This is a genomic window from Erysipelatoclostridium sp. An173 (genome assembly GCF_963931465.1).
GTDB classification, from domain to species: Bacteria; Bacillota_I; Bacilli_A; order Erysipelotrichales; family Coprobacillaceae; genus Thomasclavelia; species Thomasclavelia merdavium.
In genome coordinates, this window is the sequence record NZ_OZ007017.1 from 1,419,329 (window position 1) to 1,438,705 (window position 19,377).

The 19,377-nt window shown below is 30.3% G+C and carries 15 protein-coding genes and 1 pseudogene; 3 read left to right on the forward strand and 13 right to left on the reverse strand.

All coding sequences use genetic code 11. The features are described 5' to 3' along the window. Positions 1–90: 90 nt before the first annotated feature. The 12 genes from ABGT36_RS07195 to ABGT36_RS07250 all read right to left on the reverse strand — a co-directional run bounded on the left by ABGT36_RS07195 (position 91) and on the right by ABGT36_RS07250 (position 13,209). Positions 91–2,736 (reverse strand): leucine-rich repeat protein, encoded by a 2,646-nt coding sequence (locus ABGT36_RS07195; RefSeq protein ID WP_346677437.1) that lies wholly within the window; start codon positions 2,734–2,736, stop codon positions 91–93. Positions 2,737–3,171: 435 nt separating this feature from the next. Further along, a complete protein-coding gene (locus ABGT36_RS07200; protein ID WP_346677439.1) occupies positions 3,172–4,515 on the reverse strand; it encodes a hypothetical protein in 1,344 nt (447 codons plus the stop codon). Between the two features lie 138 nt (positions 4,516–4,653). After that, complete coding sequence (locus ABGT36_RS07205; protein ID WP_346677441.1) at positions 4,654–6,741, reverse strand: hypothetical protein; 2,088 nt, start codon at positions 6,739–6,741, stop codon at positions 4,654–4,656. A gap of 561 nt (positions 6,742–7,302) precedes the next feature. Then, on the reverse strand, positions 7,303–7,884 hold the full coding sequence (locus ABGT36_RS07210) for a hypothetical protein (RefSeq protein ID WP_346677443.1): 582 nt from the start codon (positions 7,882–7,884) through the stop codon (positions 7,303–7,305). 27 nt (positions 7,885–7,911) lie between these two features. Beyond that, positions 7,912–9,057 (reverse strand): hypothetical protein, encoded by a 1,146-nt coding sequence (locus tag ABGT36_RS07215; RefSeq protein ID WP_346677445.1) that lies wholly within the window; start codon positions 9,055–9,057, stop codon positions 7,912–7,914. A 282-nt stretch (positions 9,058–9,339) separates the two neighbouring features. Beyond that, complete coding sequence (locus tag ABGT36_RS07220) at positions 9,340–9,489, reverse strand: hypothetical protein (RefSeq protein WP_346677447.1); 150 nt, start codon at positions 9,487–9,489, stop codon at positions 9,340–9,342. Positions 9,490–9,530: 41 nt separating this feature from the next. Further along, positions 9,531–9,743, reverse strand: coding sequence for a nucleic acid-binding protein (locus ABGT36_RS07225; RefSeq protein ID WP_346677449.1), 213 nt, complete (start codon positions 9,741–9,743; stop codon positions 9,531–9,533). Between the two features lie 117 nt (positions 9,744–9,860). Beyond that, on the reverse strand, positions 9,861–10,343 hold the full coding sequence (locus ABGT36_RS07230; protein ID WP_346677451.1) for a GNAT family N-acetyltransferase: 483 nt from the start codon (positions 10,341–10,343) through the stop codon (positions 9,861–9,863). A 678-nt stretch (positions 10,344–11,021) separates the two neighbouring features. Continuing rightward, positions 11,022–11,237 carry a DUF2700 domain-containing protein gene (locus ABGT36_RS07235; protein WP_191341205.1) on the reverse strand — a complete coding sequence of 72 codons (216 nt, stop codon included), beginning with the start codon at positions 11,235–11,237 and terminating at the stop codon, positions 11,022–11,024. A 40-nt stretch (positions 11,238–11,277) separates the two neighbouring features. Continuing rightward, complete coding sequence (locus ABGT36_RS07240; RefSeq protein ID WP_346677454.1) at positions 11,278–11,886, reverse strand: alpha/beta hydrolase; 609 nt, start codon at positions 11,884–11,886, stop codon at positions 11,278–11,280. A 166-nt stretch (positions 11,887–12,052) separates the two neighbouring features. Further along, positions 12,053–12,649: an AAA family ATPase gene (locus tag ABGT36_RS07245; RefSeq protein ID WP_346677456.1), complete on the reverse strand. Its 597-nt coding sequence runs from the start codon at positions 12,647–12,649 to the stop codon at positions 12,053–12,055. Between the two features lie 92 nt (positions 12,650–12,741). Further along, positions 12,742–13,209, reverse strand: coding sequence for a hypothetical protein (locus ABGT36_RS07250; protein ID WP_346677458.1), 468 nt, complete (start codon positions 13,207–13,209; stop codon positions 12,742–12,744). A 401-nt stretch (positions 13,210–13,610) separates the two neighbouring features. Here ABGT36_RS07250 and ABGT36_RS07255 point away from each other — a divergent pair, with 401 nt between their 5' ends. The 3 genes and pseudogenes from ABGT36_RS07255 to ABGT36_RS07265 all read left to right on the forward strand — a co-directional run bounded on the left by ABGT36_RS07255 (position 13,611) and on the right by ABGT36_RS07265 (position 15,985). Continuing rightward, on the forward strand, positions 13,611–13,757 hold the full coding sequence (locus ABGT36_RS07255; protein WP_346677460.1) for a hypothetical protein: 147 nt from the start codon (positions 13,611–13,613) through the stop codon (positions 13,755–13,757). Between the two features lie 289 nt (positions 13,758–14,046). Continuing rightward, a pseudogene (gene tnpA, locus ABGT36_RS07260) lies at positions 14,047–14,445 on the forward strand (IS200/IS605 family transposase). 19 nt (positions 14,446–14,464) lie between these two features. Further along, positions 14,465–15,985, forward strand: coding sequence for a hypothetical protein (locus ABGT36_RS07265; RefSeq protein WP_346677461.1), 1,521 nt, complete (start codon positions 14,465–14,467; stop codon positions 15,983–15,985). Positions 15,986–16,632: 647 nt separating this feature from the next. Here the strand turns inward: ABGT36_RS07265 and ABGT36_RS07270 are convergent. Then, the gene (locus ABGT36_RS07270) at positions 16,633–19,377 is read right to left on the reverse strand and encodes a hypothetical protein (protein ID WP_346677463.1); all 2,745 of its coding nucleotides are present in this window, start codon (positions 19,375–19,377) and stop codon (positions 16,633–16,635) included.

Sequence of the window (19,377 nt, forward strand, 5' to 3'; positions counted from 1 at the left end):
TATTTTTATATACTTATTATCACATATATTAACAATAAAAAAAGACGATATAGCATCGTTTTCAATGTTATAATCGTCTTAGCTATTTAATTAAATTTGTTTTCTCTTACGACTAATGTATGCAGCAAAAGCACCACTTAGTAATAATCCTAATAAGCTGTATCCAACGAATACATCATCACCTGTAGCAACAGCACTAGTAGATGCATTACTATTACCAGTATCTTTAGCACCGGTTTGTGTATCAGATGGTTTAGTTCCAGTTACCTCATCTACTTTACCTGGATTATCATCTACAACCTGTTCGGGACTTACTGTAAAATCAGATTTTGCAGCTCCAGCTTCCCATTGTACTTCAATTGTATGAGTACCAGTAGCAAGAGTTTTTAAGAATTCGACAGATAATTCAATGCTTGCATTGTCTCCTGAGATGATATAAGAATCTTCATCTAATAATTTACCATCAATATAGACTGCTAATAATGTATCGACATCACCATTAGTATTGATTACTAAAGATTCATCGCTACCTGCAACCCAGTCAGCAGATTCATCAGTAATTCTATAGTTATAAGCACCACATTCAGTACAGATATCATCTACATAGTTATGAGGAATCATATCGATGTATTCACCATGAGATACTAAATCACCACAGATACCGCAATAAGTATCTCCAGTATATCCTAATTCTGTACAAGTAGGTTTATAATCTCCTCTGATTTCATAGCTTTCTTCAGGATGTCCAGTTGGATCGACTAAAACAGTTTTACGTTCTAATTCGATACCGCAATCTGCACAGTAAGTAATTTCCACATAAGAACCACTTTCAGTACATGTTGGTTCAATGATATCAGTTATTCCCTTTTCTTCATCAGGAGTATGTCCTTTGGCATCCACGATAACGTGTTTACTTGAAATAACATTATCACATACTGAGCAGTAAACTACCTCATCATAAGATCCTTCCTCAGTACAAGTAGGTTCTACAATGTTGATTTTAACTGCTTCAGATGGTGTATGAGCTGTAGGATCAACTGAATGATCAACACGGCTTAATTCTTCACCACATGTATCGCAGTAAACAACTTCCTGATAAGATCCGCCTTCATCACAGCTAGGTAAGTTTTCGTTTTCAATAACAGGTTCACCAGGAGTATGTCCTAGAGCATCTATTACCTTATGTTCTCTAGACATTTCTTTACCGCAAATACCACAGTAAACTATTTCATCATAAGAACCTTCTTTCGTACAGGTTGGATTTACAACATTTTCTCTTACAGGGTCATTAGCTGTATGTCCTGTTGGAGCAATTACATAATCAGGATTTGAAACTCTATTAATTTCATCACCACATGTCTCACAATAAGTAACCATATCATAAGTTCCTGATTCTTCACATGTAGGAGCTTTTGTTATTTCCTGAACCGGTTCTCCAGGAGTATGTCCTGTGGCATCCACTGATACTTGATTAGAAGAAATCACATCACCGCATACTGTACAGCGAATAACTTCATCGTAAGAACCAGCCTCTGTACATGTAGGAGGAACTTCATTTTCATGTTGTAATTCACCAGGAGTATGTCCTGTAGCCGGTAATGTTACTCTGCTACTGAACATAGGTTCACCACACACTGTACAACGAATAACTGAATCATAGTATCCATCTTCAGTACATGTTGGAGCCACGTAGTTTTCTTGTTTAGGCTCTCCAGCAGTGTGATCTAAATGTGTAGCTACGAAAGTTATACCATGCTCAGCAGCATAAGCAGCAGCATAAGAACCTTCTTCAGCATAAATCGTTGGTGTACAATTATTGAAAGTAAATTTTTCAAATGAAGTTACAGAACTTGGAATAGTAATTGCAATTTTACCAGTACCATAAAAAGCAAAATCCTCAATTGAAGTAGTTCCCGGTTCGATTACTACTTCAGATCTAGCTTCTGGAACTTTCATCAATCTACCATCATAAGCATATAATACACCATCAACATCATAATATGTCGTGTTTCCATCATCAACATAAATATTCTGAAGGTCAGGACAGCTATTGAAAGCTACGTCAGTAATATGAGTAATAGTATCAGGTAAAGTTACTGATGTAACATTATCATATAATCCAAATACAGTTCTATCCAATGAATCAACACCAATATCAGTAATAGTGATTCCATTGCTAATTGAAGGAATTACAACGTCTTTAACATCAAAAGCATCGTATTGAATTAGAACACCTCTATTGTTCAGGTATAAACCATCTACCTCTTCTTTAAAGCTACGATATCTAGGTGCTGTACCACTATAGCCGGAATCAGCTATATAATATTTTCCATCAACTTTTACTACAGAGTTTCTGTGGCCGCTTCCAGCCCCTGTATCAGCAGTAGCGTTTCTTGTTCTAACTTCAAATCCTGCCATTTCGCATAGCGCATTGAAGTAAGCAACACTCGCCCAGCAGTCACCTGAATTAGTAGTCAAGATACCATTTAATGATGAATATCTAGCACTATAATCAGTAGTATCAGCTATATAATCGATGAAAGCCTCTGCTAAATCAGCACCATGTAATGTTTCATCAGATGTAATCTCATCGTATACCTGTTGTAATTTAGTTTGAATTGGATCGTCAGTTGCTGAATCAACAGCAAAAACAGGCATACCGTATGAAAATACCATTCCTACAGTTACAACAATAGTCATTAGTACTTTCCATAGTCTTTTAATGTTTTTATTCAATTTTAAATGATCTCCTTTCTAAATTATTTTGTTCCCTCTTTCTCTTAACTTTTTCCTTATCTGTTTTAACATCAGCTCCTTTTCTTAATTTACAGTTTCATTATATAAGTTAAAAATAGAAAACCGAATATTTAGAGAAATAACAGAAAAAAAACTTTTTAACGAAGTTTTGTGAGTTATTCTTCTTTCCTTGATATTACTGATTTTACACATAAATCACATATTAATCACAAAAAATTATACCACTCATTTGGAAGCGCTGTCAATGTAATGATATTACTCGATACTATAATTATTGAGAGTTATTGTTTACTGTATAAATATGAAATTGTAACAATTAAAGGAAGATTTTGTATCGACTTGTAGAAATAGGGAAATACCCCATGCCTCTTTTTTGATTAAAAAAAAGCATCAATAAACGATGCCTTTTAATGATTATTTCTTTTTTTGCTCAACAAACTTCAGATCTGCTTTCCAGTCTCTTACAGATTTTCCTTTACCTTGAGAAGCACCAACATAATTGATCAAAAAATTCAAGTGATTCATGATTTCATCTGCTGACATGATTTCATTTTCAAGAAGATAATTAATTATCTTCCTCCTGTCTTCAATAGATAACCCATTTTCACCAGTTCGATACCCCATTTTTCCCATTATAGATTGCGCTTTGAACTTAGGATCATAATTAGTTATTTCTTTGTCATTGCTGTCAAATAATGGTGTGGTAACATCATCAAGTTTTACACCTATCAGTGATAATGTATTTTTAAATTTTTCTTTCAGCTCAAGATACATATCACGTTCTTTCATATAGCTGATTTTAATATCAAGTATGTTATACTTATCTTTTTCACGATCATAATATGAAATTGGAACAAACTTATTTTCAATATCAAAACCGTTAGTAACGATATCATATTCCATCTGGCTGTTAAGAAGATATATTTTTTTGACAGTTTCACCATCATCAAAAATATTGATATTACCATATTTATTTTTCTTTTTTACTATCTTTTCAATTTCAGTTACAGGATGTATCTGTCGAAACAGTTTTTCCAGTGAAATGCTTTCAACAGAAACATTATTAAAGATCAGTGTATCATCAGTTAATACTATGCTGCCACCAATTTTAATGGTTATGGCCTGTTTATCTTCAAAATAAAGCGGATAAGCAGTTATATTATTTGGAAGTTCAAAAATATTATCAGGTATATCAGCTGATAAAGACACATTATCATATCTAAGAATCTTAGTATTGATGATATCCAGCAGGTCCTGGTATGTATGTACATAAAATATAACACTTTCATTGATCCTTCTTATTATTTCTCGACCTTCATTATTAAAAACAGTTAAGGTTCTTTGATCGTCACTGTATCTTATACCTTTAAATTTGATACTGTTTTTCAGGTATTGGGTTATGTAGATTTTCATATGTTCATTATATAATCTTATATTTTGTTTCTTTATCAGTTCTATATTATCTGTTTTGTTGTACTTAAAAACTTTTTTAAAACAGCTGTTGATAACATATTTCCTCGTCTTATATTTAAAATAACGATTCTTTCCGTGTATATTTATCATGATTGTACTGCGTTCTTTTTTATCAGCAATAGGCATTACGATACTGGCATTTTTATAACTGCTCAAGACGATGAACAGGTTATATTTCCTTATATTTTCATATTTCTTTTTCAGCTGCACAGGTAATTCTTCAAATATCTTATCATCAAATTCTATGATATTTCCCACTTTAAATATTTTTGTGTGTATTGTCATATAATCACTCTTTCATGTTATTCTCAGATATAATATATCAAATAATGAACCCCGTGTAAAAAAGAATTGCTTAAAACATATAATTTGATTTAGCTAAAAAATAAAAAGAGCCCCTATCAATAGACAAGGGCCAGTATATTAATTATCAGCGAAATAGTTATTATCGATAAGTGATATTTCTTTTTCACTGTTTGGTTTATCAAGAATCAGAATATTATCGGCTTCATCTTCTTTTTCAACAATAGTACATTTTTGTGCTTTTAGCAGTATTTCAACATATGTTTTCAAAGAAAATCTTCTTTCTTCAATTTTTCTGGAAAATGCTGAAACATCATGTTCGTATACTGGTGCATCTTTTCCTTTAACCACAATATGAAGTAGACGTTTAGGAATATCGATAAAACCATAATTAATGTTATGTTCATTTGATTTAAGATTATGAGTAATAATGCAATTTTTGGGATCATATAAATTTACTGTTTCTTTGGTTTGTTTTACAGCCATCAATCCAGCAAAACATTCATCAATAGCACCAAAATTTGGCTTTCCAGTATATATATTAATGTTCATGACAGCATACTTATTATACTCCACATTGCTTTTCCGATTTAAATCAATATCGATATACTCAGCAGCATTATTGTTTACGATATCGCCACTATGCACGATTCCATTATTTCTGAAACTTGAATTCCATCCAACCATAAATCTTTCTCCAAGATTTGTATAAACATAACTATGAAGATCAATGTCTACACGTTTTTCATAATCATTCCAGTATACGAAAAATCTTAGCACATTGACATCGTGAGGAATCTTAACAGCTAAACCGCTACGGAGATAACCGCCTTCTGATGAAGCACTATTGAATTCAATCTGTGAATCAGCAAAACTGTATATTCCTTCCTTAATATAGACTTTTTTATCTTTAAACGGAAATGCTACACTTTTCAATCTTTCCTCCAATACTCTGGTACAAACATAATATACTGAATCGAATTCTTTTGTCTTTTCAGCTTCTTTTGATTGATCGATATTACCATAGTTTCCAAAATAATTTAGTATTGAAACGATTGTTTGAATTGACAATGAATTTACATTTTCAAGTAATTTTTCAGCAATCATTTTTTTATCATATCCAAGCCTAGTCAACCACGCTATCATACGCAAAAGCATACCTGGTCGTTTTCCAATAAAATCCAAAGCATTTTCTTTATCATTTTTTTCTAACAGAAATTTCATCTTTGATTCCCATGAATGAAGTTTCCCATCACGTAAATCATTTACAGCATCAAAGTGGTCCTTGCTTCTAGAGTATTTATTGAAAGATAAGTAATTTAATACAAATTTTGTATTTTCAGATTTCTTCAATGAAATTATCATATTAGCTTTGAAATCAGTAATCGGATATGATTCCAGTAAACGTACCAGCAATCTCTGCTGTGATACTTTTAAACGGTGATAACGAACCGAAACATATCTTATACAATCGAAGACATCACCTGTATGCTGGCAAAGATCATTTAACAGTTCTCTTACCATATTTTGATTCTTTTTTTCAGGATCCAGCAGATTAAAGATACTGAAGAACAAAGGATACAAGTTTTCCTTGAATGGAATATCTGATTTTACCAAAGATTTCAATTCATCTTCTGTCATATTTGCTACTGCAAATTTGATAATATCTTTTTCAGGTAAAGAAGCACGATTGCGTTTTGATAATACCTTTTTTACTGGAATGACAAACATATTTCTAATATCGATAAGTTCAATCAGTTTATCAGGCAATAATTTATCATCTTTTTCAGTTTTTTCTGTATCTGGTATAGTACCACTTTCAGCTGGCATCCATCCCTTTAATACTTCGTTTCCTGTTAATTCTTCGATACCATAAGTAGAAAAATAATGCAGCAATTGATGGAATCTGAATACACTTTCGTCAATTTCCATTACTGTATTAGGAAAATCTGGATACATAGGTTTTGCCTTAACCTGACCAATTGCCTCTTTGATATCATCATATAAATTATCAATATCATTATTTTTAGCTAATTTGATAACATCAGCAGGTGTAAGTCCGATACCTAATCCGGTGCTCAAGTTTTCTCTGACAGTCATAGCTTTAATCATCGATTCTTCATTTAGTTCTTTTTTAGCAATGATTTCAATAGGATAAATTCTCATCTCATTAAACAATACTTCTTTATATTCTTGAACGTTTTTCATACTACAATAAGTCCTCCTATTATTTTTCTGCTTATATTTTACCTTTTTAATCAACATAATCGAATATTCGGGATACGATAGAACAAAAAAGAGCCGTTTCCAGCTCAAATTTGTATATGTTTTGACTCGAACCATTTTGCAACAGTTGTTTTTCCCTGACAAGAATAGAATTCTTCTGTCGCTTATACCAAGTTAAAAGTATGTTGCAATTTAATCGCCAGGAAACTGTACAAGTCAAAACTGGCAGAAAGAAAATTTATGCCAAAGACAGGAACTAGTTTACGACATTTGAATTCTCAGCAAAAGATTATACCCACTATATTCATTTTCTTAAAAGTATGTCGTACTAATTTTGCTGAGGACGTACCTGTCATTTTTCAACAACCAGCTTGAACCAGCTAGTAGCATTTGTGTATTTTCTGGGTTAATTATTTGATTCCATAGATCAACATTAGAAGTATGCTGCGACTCAAAAATGTGTACAAGCTGTTTATATTTTTGTTTACTGGTATTATAGCACAACATATTTAATTTTCAAATAATTCTGTGATTTTAGTCTGATTATTTTTGATTTTTCATATACTGTTTTTTACATTTGAAACTTTCTTTCCAGTTTCTTTGATATTCTCTGCTGACATCATCAAAATAACTAGGGAGCGATTGTCGCTTCAGTCTGCCAGCTTTAATTTTTGCATGAGGATATTGTCTTAATTCGTTGATATCTTCAACGCTGATAGAATTTCTTTTTTTATTTGCAGTTCTGATTTTTCTGATCATCTTGTACTTAGAACATTTACCTGTATTAGGTACAGGATCACAATGAAATTTGTATATATGTGTATATTTTTCTTTATATACACCTTTTGCTAGTTCGCTGTAATTTCTTATTCTTCCTTTATCGTCAATGATTAGATACATATCTTTAATATTGCATGAACATTTTGTTGATAATGTGGCTTTATCATCTGAATAAAATGAATCAGCACAATTAACATACTTAGGATTGCCAAGATAATTGACTAGCGGTCTAACACCGATAGAATATCCGATATGTACAAATTTGTCATATCTGTATATATGTTCAATCAGTGTATCATTTTCATCATAAATCGAATCAATCCAATGTACTTTTGATATATACAAATCATATCTCCTCATAGTAACCCCTCTTTAAGTCATTTTTATCGCCTGTATAATTTTCTTTTCCGTTTTCAATGCATATTCAAGACATTCTTCACTAATACTGTTTTCGAATAATCTCATGCTTGTTTTGATCATATATTTCATATTTTCCCATTCAGCAAATGACAGGTTCATAGTATTGATCAAATGGTCACTGCTTTCTTTAGCTAAAACGTTAACAGTACCATCATCATTGCGCTTAACAGGTGCGTAATAGTTTTTTATACAGATCTGTACAGGATAGTTTCTTTTAAAGATCCATTTAATGCTGAGTTCTTTGATAAGTGTTTTTCCATCCTCACGTTGTTTTCGGATATTGAATCGATATCCTGAATTGTAGATCATCATTTCATCTGCATTATCTACCTTGATATCTTTAAGTTTTCCTTCCTTATACAGATTAGTAGCGTTAGAGATAGCCTGCATAAGATGTTTATTGTTAGGATATTTAGACATATTTTCTTTTAACCAGTTATAATGGCTTACAAGAAACTGTTTATTTTCTTCGATATTATCAACATCTAACAATAATTGTGCCGGTGTTTTTCCCGCATGTTTGCCAGTAATAATTTTAGTTGTATATGCAACATCCAGTTTTTCATCATCGCTTTTTGTTAAACTTAAGTCCAGTTCCTTTTTTGCAGCATAATCAGAGGCTGTCATAATATATGGAATCTCATTGACTTTTATGCTTGCACTGGCTGGTTTTTTGTTGGAGTTGATAATGACAAAATTAAATCTTGCAAAAGCATTATGATACAGTTTCAACGGTTCATTACCAAGTTCAAAAGATGCCTTTGTCAATTTATTCTCCAAAATCAAAGTCTGATCACGAACAATACTTAAACATTCTCTAGGATCAATATTTCTAACTTGATGTGAATTGGTATCTGTACTATTATCTGAATCATCTCTATGCTTTATCACAACATAACCTTTATTTTCAGCAACATGAAATTTTATAGAAAATTCATTTAAATCCAGATTATTGATATACTGAATAATCTTAGTATTTTTAGTAAATTGTTCAATTGTCCCTTTAAAAATGGCTCTATTTTCATTTTCTTTTTTAATAATAATAATTAATAAGCTTATCTTGTCTTTTTCAGCGACAATCTTTTCTGCTATTGTCATAATGTTTTACCTCCTTATTTCCTAATCATCGTTTATAGCAAAGCAAAATATAATTGTTTTATCTTAATTTTTAGTTTCTTCACTAATATATCGACATGTTCATATCACCTTTTCTATATTTTGATAGTATCATTTTATAAACAAAATCCGAATATTCAGACAAAAAAAGATCAGGTTTCTAACCCTGACCTACATTAATATATTAGAAAAAATATCGTAATTTCCGTTTCTTCCTCTTGGTATTGCAAAGAAGATTTTTTTAAAGTGTAACTTATCCATTTGTCAATCGTTATCTAATCGAACTTGTATAGAAAAATATTCAGTAATAATTTTCAAACTATCTATAATTTGTTGTGCTTGATTTGTTTCATTCTCAGTATTTAACATATTACTTTTAAATTCTGTTTCAGATTGACACCTTTTTCGTTGCATTACTCAACCTTTCTTGCACAAAATTCCAATTTACATTACTTTTATTTATTATTCAAAACTAATTTTTTTATTTTGGAAGTATCTTGGATATAAGTTTCTGTATAACCACACTCTGGGCAAACTGCACATTTAAGTTTACCTAAATTATCTTTGAAAATTCCTTGTTGTGTAACCTTAACTCCATATGCTCCTCCCTCAACCTTAACATCCAAATTTTCAATCATTTCTATATTACATCTTATACATTTTCTCATAATTACTAGCTCCTTTACCGATTAGAATTTAACATATTAATAAGCCTTTTGAAACCAGAATAAAATCAATCATGAGTCTCGTTCACAAGTTTTACTCATCTCCTTATTATCAAAATATCACAATTTTAAAACAGCAACTATTTCCTCACCATCCATTTCACCATTTTCTATAAATCCAAACTTTGAATAAAGTCTTTTTGCATTTACATTTTCAGGTTCAAAAGACAGGTAACAAAATTCTGCTTTACCACATGGAAATGATTTAATAAACTCCAAAGCTAAACGAATTGCTTCTTTTCCATATCCATTGCCTTGATATTTTTCGTCAATCATCAATCGCCAAATACTATAGTTACCATAAGCTATCTGTGGTGGATTATCAAATGATTCATCTACATCAAATCCTATCATCAAGAAACCAACAGGAATTTCATCTTCAAAAATACCAAATGGAAAAGCATGCCCGTTTCCTGTTATTGCTATATATGCTTCTATGATACTTAAATCATTAGGTGCAACAAACGGTTCCTGTTCTTTACTTACATGCAGTTTTAGTATATCCCATATATTTTTCGCATTGATTTTTTCAATTCTAATCACAATATCACATCCTCAAATTTAAAATATTCTATTTCTTTAAATTTTCTATAAATCCAGAGATAGCAGATATAAACCAGCCCAAACCTATAATAATTAGTGCAATTTTCCACCCATTACCTTTATCAAAAACAAAAATAAATCTACATAAAGCAAATAAACTAACAGGAATAGCTATTCCATATAATATCAAACGGAACTTTCTCTTTTATTCTTTATCCATTTATTCTCACCTCATTAATCTCCAATTTGATAACTTAGAATATGTCTATTTAACTCCTTTATAAATTAGGATTTATTTACTTCTCTTTTTATATATAAATCCACCTATAAAACCTCCAATAAATGCTAGTAGAAAATATATAATCACATATATTAATGCTGTTGTATTATAATAGAGTAGTATTGTTGGAATGAATAAAATTGATATTAATAGAACTATCAATATCTTAAATCCATACTTTTTGGACATTATAATAGAACTTATTAATGCATATAGTGGATTGATAAACCACAAATCTATCATAAATAGATAATCAGCAATAATAGGAAATATGACACTACTTATTGGTCTTATATTATATATTAATAAAGAAACAATGATTAGTATGATTATTGTTTTCATAATACCATTAAAATTTTTTTTATTTTTATTAACCATATTATCATCTCACTTTCAAATTAGGATTTATCTTTTTTAATTAAAGCTCCTATTCCTAAACCAATACATAAGCCTATACTTATTCCAAAACATATACAGACAGGAATATTATCAGTAAGCACTCCTATGATCACTCCTAATGATGTTCCAATACACATTCCTATTGACATTCCCTCTAACATATATGTTTTTGTTTCATCTTTAATTTCTTGCTGATTAACTTTTTTATTTTTCATAATATTTTCCCACTTTCAAATTTCATTTTTGCTCTACAACTTAGGATTTATCGAGAAGATTGTTTATCCAATCATCAAGAAATTTCATTTGCTCATCTGTATGAAACCAATGCTCTCCATTTTTCATAACAGTAAGTGTTGCGTTGACTTGTTTTGCAAATTCAGATATAGTCGAATAAGAAGTCAAATTATCTTTTTCGCCAAATAAAATATGTGTTGGAATTTTCCATGTAATTGGATTTTCTTTCACATAACAGAGATAATCCCATGAAAGTGTCTCTCCAAAACTTGTTTTAATTTCTTTTTTATCTCGAAGTTCATCTTCTGTAACATTTGCCCAAAACATCATATCTGTAATTAGTTTTTGCATATTTACAACAGGAGAAATAAAATATGCTTTCTCTATTTGCTTATCTGATAAGGCATTCATAGCCAAATAGGCACCTATACTATTTGCAATTACCTGAACAGATTTGTAATTTTTACAAATCGAATCAAAAAGCGGTGGAAATTCTTTTTTTGCTTCCCATGGAAATTTTGCGGTATAGTTAAGACCAACTACATCACAATCACTAAAAAGAGACTTGTAATGTACTGATTCTTCTGTATTACCACCTTTTCCATGTATATAAATTACAATCTTATTCATAATAGTTGTCCTCCACAACTTCCAATTTATCAATCAAATTATATCATATCTCCTCGTAGTTATTAAAGTCATATCTGGATAGGTTGTTGCTTCTTTAAAAAATAGCTGTTTTTTCTTTTTTTGACCATGGATTTTGAAAGTACTGCATTTTAGACTGCTCCTTTTATTACATTATTTTTTCTGAAATATTTTTTATAAATTTTATAAAATTTATCACATCATCTTCAGAACTAGTGATAATTGGTTCATAGACAAAATCGGTTTTATATCGATTATCATATTCTCTTCTATCTTCAATATTTTTCATCCTTCTTGCTATTTCTTCTGATGAATCTCCCCTATCAGTCATTCTCTGTTTCAATACTGCTATAGGTGTATTGACAAAAATTGTTTTAACAACAAATGGAAGCTCTGAATTTTCAATATAATTTCTGATTATTTCAGCACCCTCCAGTGTCATTGCTGTCATTGCTCCATCTTTGTTATCTGTTATCGACAAAATACTTTCTAATGAAATACCATACAAATTACCAGAATATTCATCGCTCTCTATCATATTTAACTTTTGGAATTCATCTCTTGTTACAAAATAATAATCAATGCCATCTTTTTCTCCTGTTCTAGGTTTTCTCGTTGTAGTAGAGATGATAACACCATAATTAAGTGCATCTTTAGACTTTTTGATAAGCGTAGTTTTTCCAGAAGCTGATGGACCAATTAGAATGAAAATAGGTTTTTTATGAATAATATTATGACTTATCATAAAAATAATCCTCCTTATAGATATATTTTACATTATATTTGATAATATGCGAATATTCAAAAAAGAATCAGCAATATTTTGCTGAATCCCAATTAATATGACAATTTAATTAAAATTGGTTTTTTGCTAATAGTATTTTTAACAAACTTTCTTTCAACTGCTTTCTCGCCATTAATATCCAGTTTGCCTTTTTCAATCATTATATTATTATATTCCCAATCTCTTTTTTGACATGTTTCTTTCATAGATTTGTATATTTCGTACATTTCCTTTAAATTAAATCTATCTGACGTATGGAAATAATAAGGGTAGAGCATATGACCATCTTCTGTTTTAAATCCAATCGTATAATAGGTTTCTGTTTTCTTTTGATTTTGTCTGATTAATCGTTTTAATTCAGGAAGAAATTTCTTATTACTAGTGGCTGCCCATTGTTGAAGCATGGTATTTGCATTATTGATATTAACCTTAATACCATTATTATAGATACAAATTGTTTCAGGTGCATATTTATTTCCTCTTATTACAATGTTGTAGCGTTTGTCTTTTTTTGTTTTCATCTTTGTGTCTCCTTTTTGGTCTTTCATTCCTTATCTTTACAAATCTATTTTAGCAATTTATAACAGAATTCCGAATGATTGGAAATCAAAATAAAAGCTACTTTGAATCCTATATTTTAACTTTTAAATTAAAACTTAAAATTAATGTGCATAATTTTATTGATTGTGTTAAATGCTGCAAATAAAATATCAATATGAAAGCAGATTGAGATAGGAGTTGAATAATATGGCACAAAACAAAACAAAAAGAGACAATCGTGCTGCTTTGTTTAAAATGTTTGATCCTTATGAGGGGTTTGCGGAATTATTGCAGAAAAAAAACGTTTAGTTGTAGAAAAAAACATGTACAAAGAGATGATGACTATCAGTTAAACTGGAAAATACAGGCGATAAAACCTGGAATGATGATTACTGTTGTATACGAAGATGAAGATGACTATGTCATGAAAGAAGGAATCGTTGCTGTAATAGATCTTAAATACAAAAAACAGATACGTGTAGTTGACAAAATTATTCCAATCACAAAAATAGTAAAAATTGATTTATAATTCAAAGGAAGAGATTATGATTCGCTTCCTTATTTTTCATATTAAAGTTTTTATTTTTAGTAGTTTCCATTATTTTGGTTTTACAAAAAAATGAGCGGGAAAGCCCACGGTTTCAACCGTGGGATGAAAGCGAACATTTAAGAAAACAGTTATAGAAAATATTTTCTAATATGTTCTACAATTATTCGGATCGTTTTCTGTTTATTATATACTGTCTACATGATGATTGTTTTTATCAAAAATTCCTACAACTATTCGGATATTTGATCAAACATGATACTCTAAATTTATGATAGATAAATATAGAAGATCTAATACATGTATTTCAATGATCAATTATCATATTATCTTCTGCCCTCGATATAGAAGAAAGATATTTGATATACCTGATGTTGAATCACGTTTGAAAGAAATTATTATTGAAGTCTGCAATAATAATGATATTAAAATAATTGCAATGGAATGTGATAGGGATCATATTCATTTATTTGTTAATGCATCTCCAAACATCAGGGTATCAGAAATAGTAAAGATCTTAAAAGGCTGTACTTCCATAAAATTAAGAAAAGAATTCAAACAGCTGAGGAAAATGCCATCGCTTTGAACAAAATCTTATTTTGTCAGTACAGCTGGTGATGTAAGTTCATCAACTATCAAACGGTATATTGAAAATCAGAAAAACAAATGATAGAAAGGCAGGTGTAATAATGCATACTTTGACGATTCCACTAAAAACAACAAAATATGACAGACAGATTATGATCAAAAGGTTCTATGCTGCAAGTAAAGTCCATAATACGATCGTCAAGCATGCAAGAAAACTGCTGATTCAGCTCGATCATGATAAAGAGTATCAGGAACTGCGTGACAGTTATATCAAACTCATCGATCCTAATCGTAAACTTTCAAAGGATGAAGAGAAGCTTAAAAGAACACTTGCCAGAGAGATGAACGTCATCAGAAAAAACTATGGGCTGACCGAACATGCATTGCAGGCATACATCAAAAAAAGCGGTCCAAAGTATAGAAAATGCCTTTCTTCACAGCAGCTCCAAAAGATAGCAACCAGAGTATGGAAGGGTGTCGAAAACATCCTTTTCAACAGTGGTGAAGAACTGCATTTTAAAGCTAACAGCAGATATCTCAATATTGGTGGCAAAAGCAATGCTAATGGTGCTAAGTTCGATAAAGAAACGATGACAGTCAGCTGGCTTGGTCTGGAACTTAAATGCAAAATCAGACAGAACGAAAAGAACCTTGCCTATATCGAACAGAGCCTTGATCATAAGATCAAATACTGTGAGATCTCCAGAAAGATGTTTTCGGATGGCTGGCATTATTATGTCATCATATATCTTGATGGTGAAGCACCTAAGAAAATAACAAATACCGGTAAAAGACGTATGGGAATCGATCCTGGTGTTTCTATGATAGCATGCGTTGGTGATGATGTCATGATCCTTGAGGAACTTGCACCTCGCTGTAAAGAGTACAACAAAAAGATCGTCAAGCTGCAACGTAGCATCGATATTTCGCAGAGGATAACCAATCCCAACAAATATAAATCTGATGGTACATTCAAAGAAGGAAATAAAGACAAGTGGATATTTTCCAAAACCTGTCTGAAGAAGAAAAGACTGCTGACGGCAGTATACAGGCAGAAAGCAGCATATATCAAGCAGTGTCATGAGATACTGGCCAACAGACTGATAATATCTGCTGATGAATTCATCGTTGAAAAAATGAATTTCAAGGTACTGCAAAAGAAAACAAAGAAAACCAAGAAAAAGCAGGAATACACACCATTCAAAAAGAATGATGGTACGATCATCATGATCCGCAAGTATAAGAAGAAAAAGCGCTATGGCAAGAGCATGAACAACAGAGCCCCTGCTTCACTGCTGACGATACTCAAAAGAAAATGCAATCTATATGGTGCAACTTTTGACTACATCGACACGAAAGAATTCAAAGCCAGTCAGTATGATCATATAAATGACACCTGTATAAAATGTTCCATCAATGAAAGGATAAAGATTATAGGCAATCATAAGGTACAGAGAGATCTGTACAGTGCCTTTTTGATCAGAAATACCAATGAAGAACTGAACTTTACCGACCGAGAAAAATGTATAAGAGGATTTGATAATTTTATAGTGATGCATGATAAATTGATTGACAGTATGAAGAAAATGGGAACAAGCATGAAACAATGTTTCGGATTTTAAACAAATTGGCTAAATGATACAAAATAACAAGTAAATTAACAAAAATAAAAACACAGGTCAAGACATGACCTTTCGGCTGGAACATAGGACACTGGTCCGAACTCCAATAGTCGATAAATCCTGAAAGAATCAGTTATATCCATATCTATATGGTATGGTGATACTGAGTGAATATAAGGAACCCCACGGTTTTAACCGTGGGAGGATGACAGAAATACGATAATTTTATACAAAAACAAAAAAGATAATGTTGGTGAACTGCATTATACATATTTTAAGAATTTTTGTAAGGTTGCCGAAAAGACCAACATCATGAATAGAATTTTAACATGAAAAAAGCAAGTCACATTTAAAAACAGAAGTTAAGCCGATAAATCAGCTGTCACTTCTGTCCTTTACATGATATAGGGTAACTCTTACCACACGTTATTGTGGAGTACCGAAATAATTATCAAAGTCAACTCACAAATAATACGTTTTAACAGAGAATATACTGTACAAAATAGATGGATTTCTACGTTAAAAAATGTTAATTCACAGTTGTTAGTCACATATGTACAACAATAAAACCAATCATGTTTTTACAACCATAGTTTTATTGTATTGTCAAAATACTTTAATCTATATATTCTTTAAAGAAAGCAATATTAACTTATTAATTTTTTTATTCCATTATCTAATTCGTCTAAAACAGCCAGTATTTCATCTCGTGACAATCTCTTATACTTGATGAAAGTAGAATTCAACCCATTTTCTCTTAACTTATCAATCCAGTTTAGCGCTTGTTCTTTTGAATAACCTTTATCCGATATCATTTGTTCAATAAAACCAAATTGATTACTTAATGTTGTTGAGAAAACACCAGGATTATCAGTATTAATTGTCGTAATAACATGACTTAATATTCCGTCATCTTTATATGTATCATTCATTTTATATATAGGGTGATTAAAAACATCAGATATTTCTCCTATGAAAACATTAGATAACGGATTAACTTCAACAATGATACCTTTATTAGCTATCTTCTTTAATACATATTGTTGAGTTTCTATATAGATATCTCTTAACAAATCATCATCTATTTCTATTTGAATCATTTTATTCATTCTTTTCAAATAACAATTGCAATGTCTAGAATAAAAAAGCATCTTAGAACTCCATGAATTTTGTTCTTTGGCAAAATAGCAAGGATAATCTTTTTCACCAAGATTACAATCTATAAAAAAATCATGATCAATCTTAGTTTCATCAAATTGCATCAAATAAGCTTCATATAAATTATGAATTGTTATATTACCTGAAATGTGACCCTTAACATTTTCATATATTAATCGTGCATACTTATATATTCTATTTTCAATAAATATTTGTGAAACATCTTTTAAAAGATTATATTCAGATTTCAGATGGTATAACCATAACCAATTATCCAAAAGTTCAAGTACTGGAAGAGTTACTACTTTTTTTTCTCGAGAATATTTATTCGTATCAATTCCTAAAATAGTTGCATGTCCTAATCGTTCTCCACTTTGAAATCCATAATGATCAACAACTTCATCAACATGTCTTAATCCACTAATTATACTATTAAATACTTCCCCTACATGATAAGTAACTCCTAAAGGTGATGATCTTCTATATGACTTCATGTCGTAATATTTCATTTTTTCATTTAATATATACTGCCAACGATCTCTGATACTTCTAAATACTGGAGCTAAAACCCAAGGTTCCGTCAATAGTTCATTACTTGCAGCATCAATTCCAATAATAAATTTATCTGCATTTTTGACCCTTCCCCTTAAATATGCAAGTGCTACAAGATTAATGAAACATTCCTCACGGTAAGCTTCATAATTTAACATTTTTCTATCACCATATGTTATATATTCATACCAGCATTTATTTCGATATTGATCGCTTTGTTTATTAAAATGTAATATGATCCCTGCTTTAACAACATCTTCATTTTGATTCAAACATTGAAGATGTACTCGATATGAATTTATAAACTTTAAAAAAGTATTGGCCATTGTCCTCAAAACATCTGATGGTATCAAATTATCTTTTTCAGAAGGCCTTATATGTCCTATTCTTATTTCTAAATATTTGATATTTTCATATGCATATGTTTGAAATATAGGAGTAAACATCACTGATGATGTATTCATCAAAGAATGCTGACTCTTAAAATACATTTGAAATTCAAAAAAGCCTTTTATTTCAGATGATTGATTGATCAATGAATTAAAAACATTTTTATATCTAATATATTGAAAAAACATCTCCTGAAAATACACATCACTATTCAATTTAATAGACTCATAACATTTAAATAAGAAAATATATTCATATAAGTAATAATCTACCATTCCAGATTGTTTATTAATGCTATTATCATCAAAATAGCTTGCTTCTTTTATAGATAAAGTACTTTTCATCATCGTTTCATAGTATTTCTCTAAATTCCCAGTAAACAATGACATCAATCTAAAATGAGTTATATAATCAGAATCTTTATTTTTAAACCTACAATGATGAAAATTATTGATAATTCTAATTAGATAATTTCTATCATCATCCGATACATCTTGACCATTTACAATATTGCTAATATAATTCTTAAAACCCACGAATATATTTTGATTATTTAATATTACTAAATAATTCATCATTAATACTCTCATAATAGAAGATGTCAGTATAATTTCCTTTAAACTGCCCTCTATTCCAAGAGTTTGTTTATGATATTGTATTCCTAGATTTCTCTTGGTACTATCAAGTTTATCTAACATACTTTTGATAATCGGATAATTATCACTATATAATTTATTCATCATCCAACCCCATTGAACTTCAAATGGAGTGCTTCCAAAAAGATGAGTGTGTGTTTCGGCCATACCTTTATCTAAGATTTTTTGTAATTGATAATTGACAACAGATATTGGTTTAATTAAATTGTTTTCTAATACATATTCTAAATCATAATCGTGATTATAATTGTAAATAACCATTAGTAAATTATCTGAAATTAACTTATTTATCTCAACAAATGGAATAATTTTATTATGAAATGGTGCTAAAATATCATTGTTATTAATTTCTGAATGGAACACATCTACCACTAATTGCTCGTTATGGTAAGTTAATAAAGAAGATGATAATCTTTCAAGTAGTTCAAAAAAATCATTAGTCTGATATCTATCTTTAACAAAATAGAAACCAATAATATTTCGAACCTCATCGATATTTTCAATATTACCATGATGTTTCAAACACAATAATATTTTCATTTCAAGTCCATTTTTTTCGTACTCGAATTGATTACAAAAATGATAATCAATAAAAGGCAATAATAAAACCGCCATTCTCAGGTAAGTATTATTCAT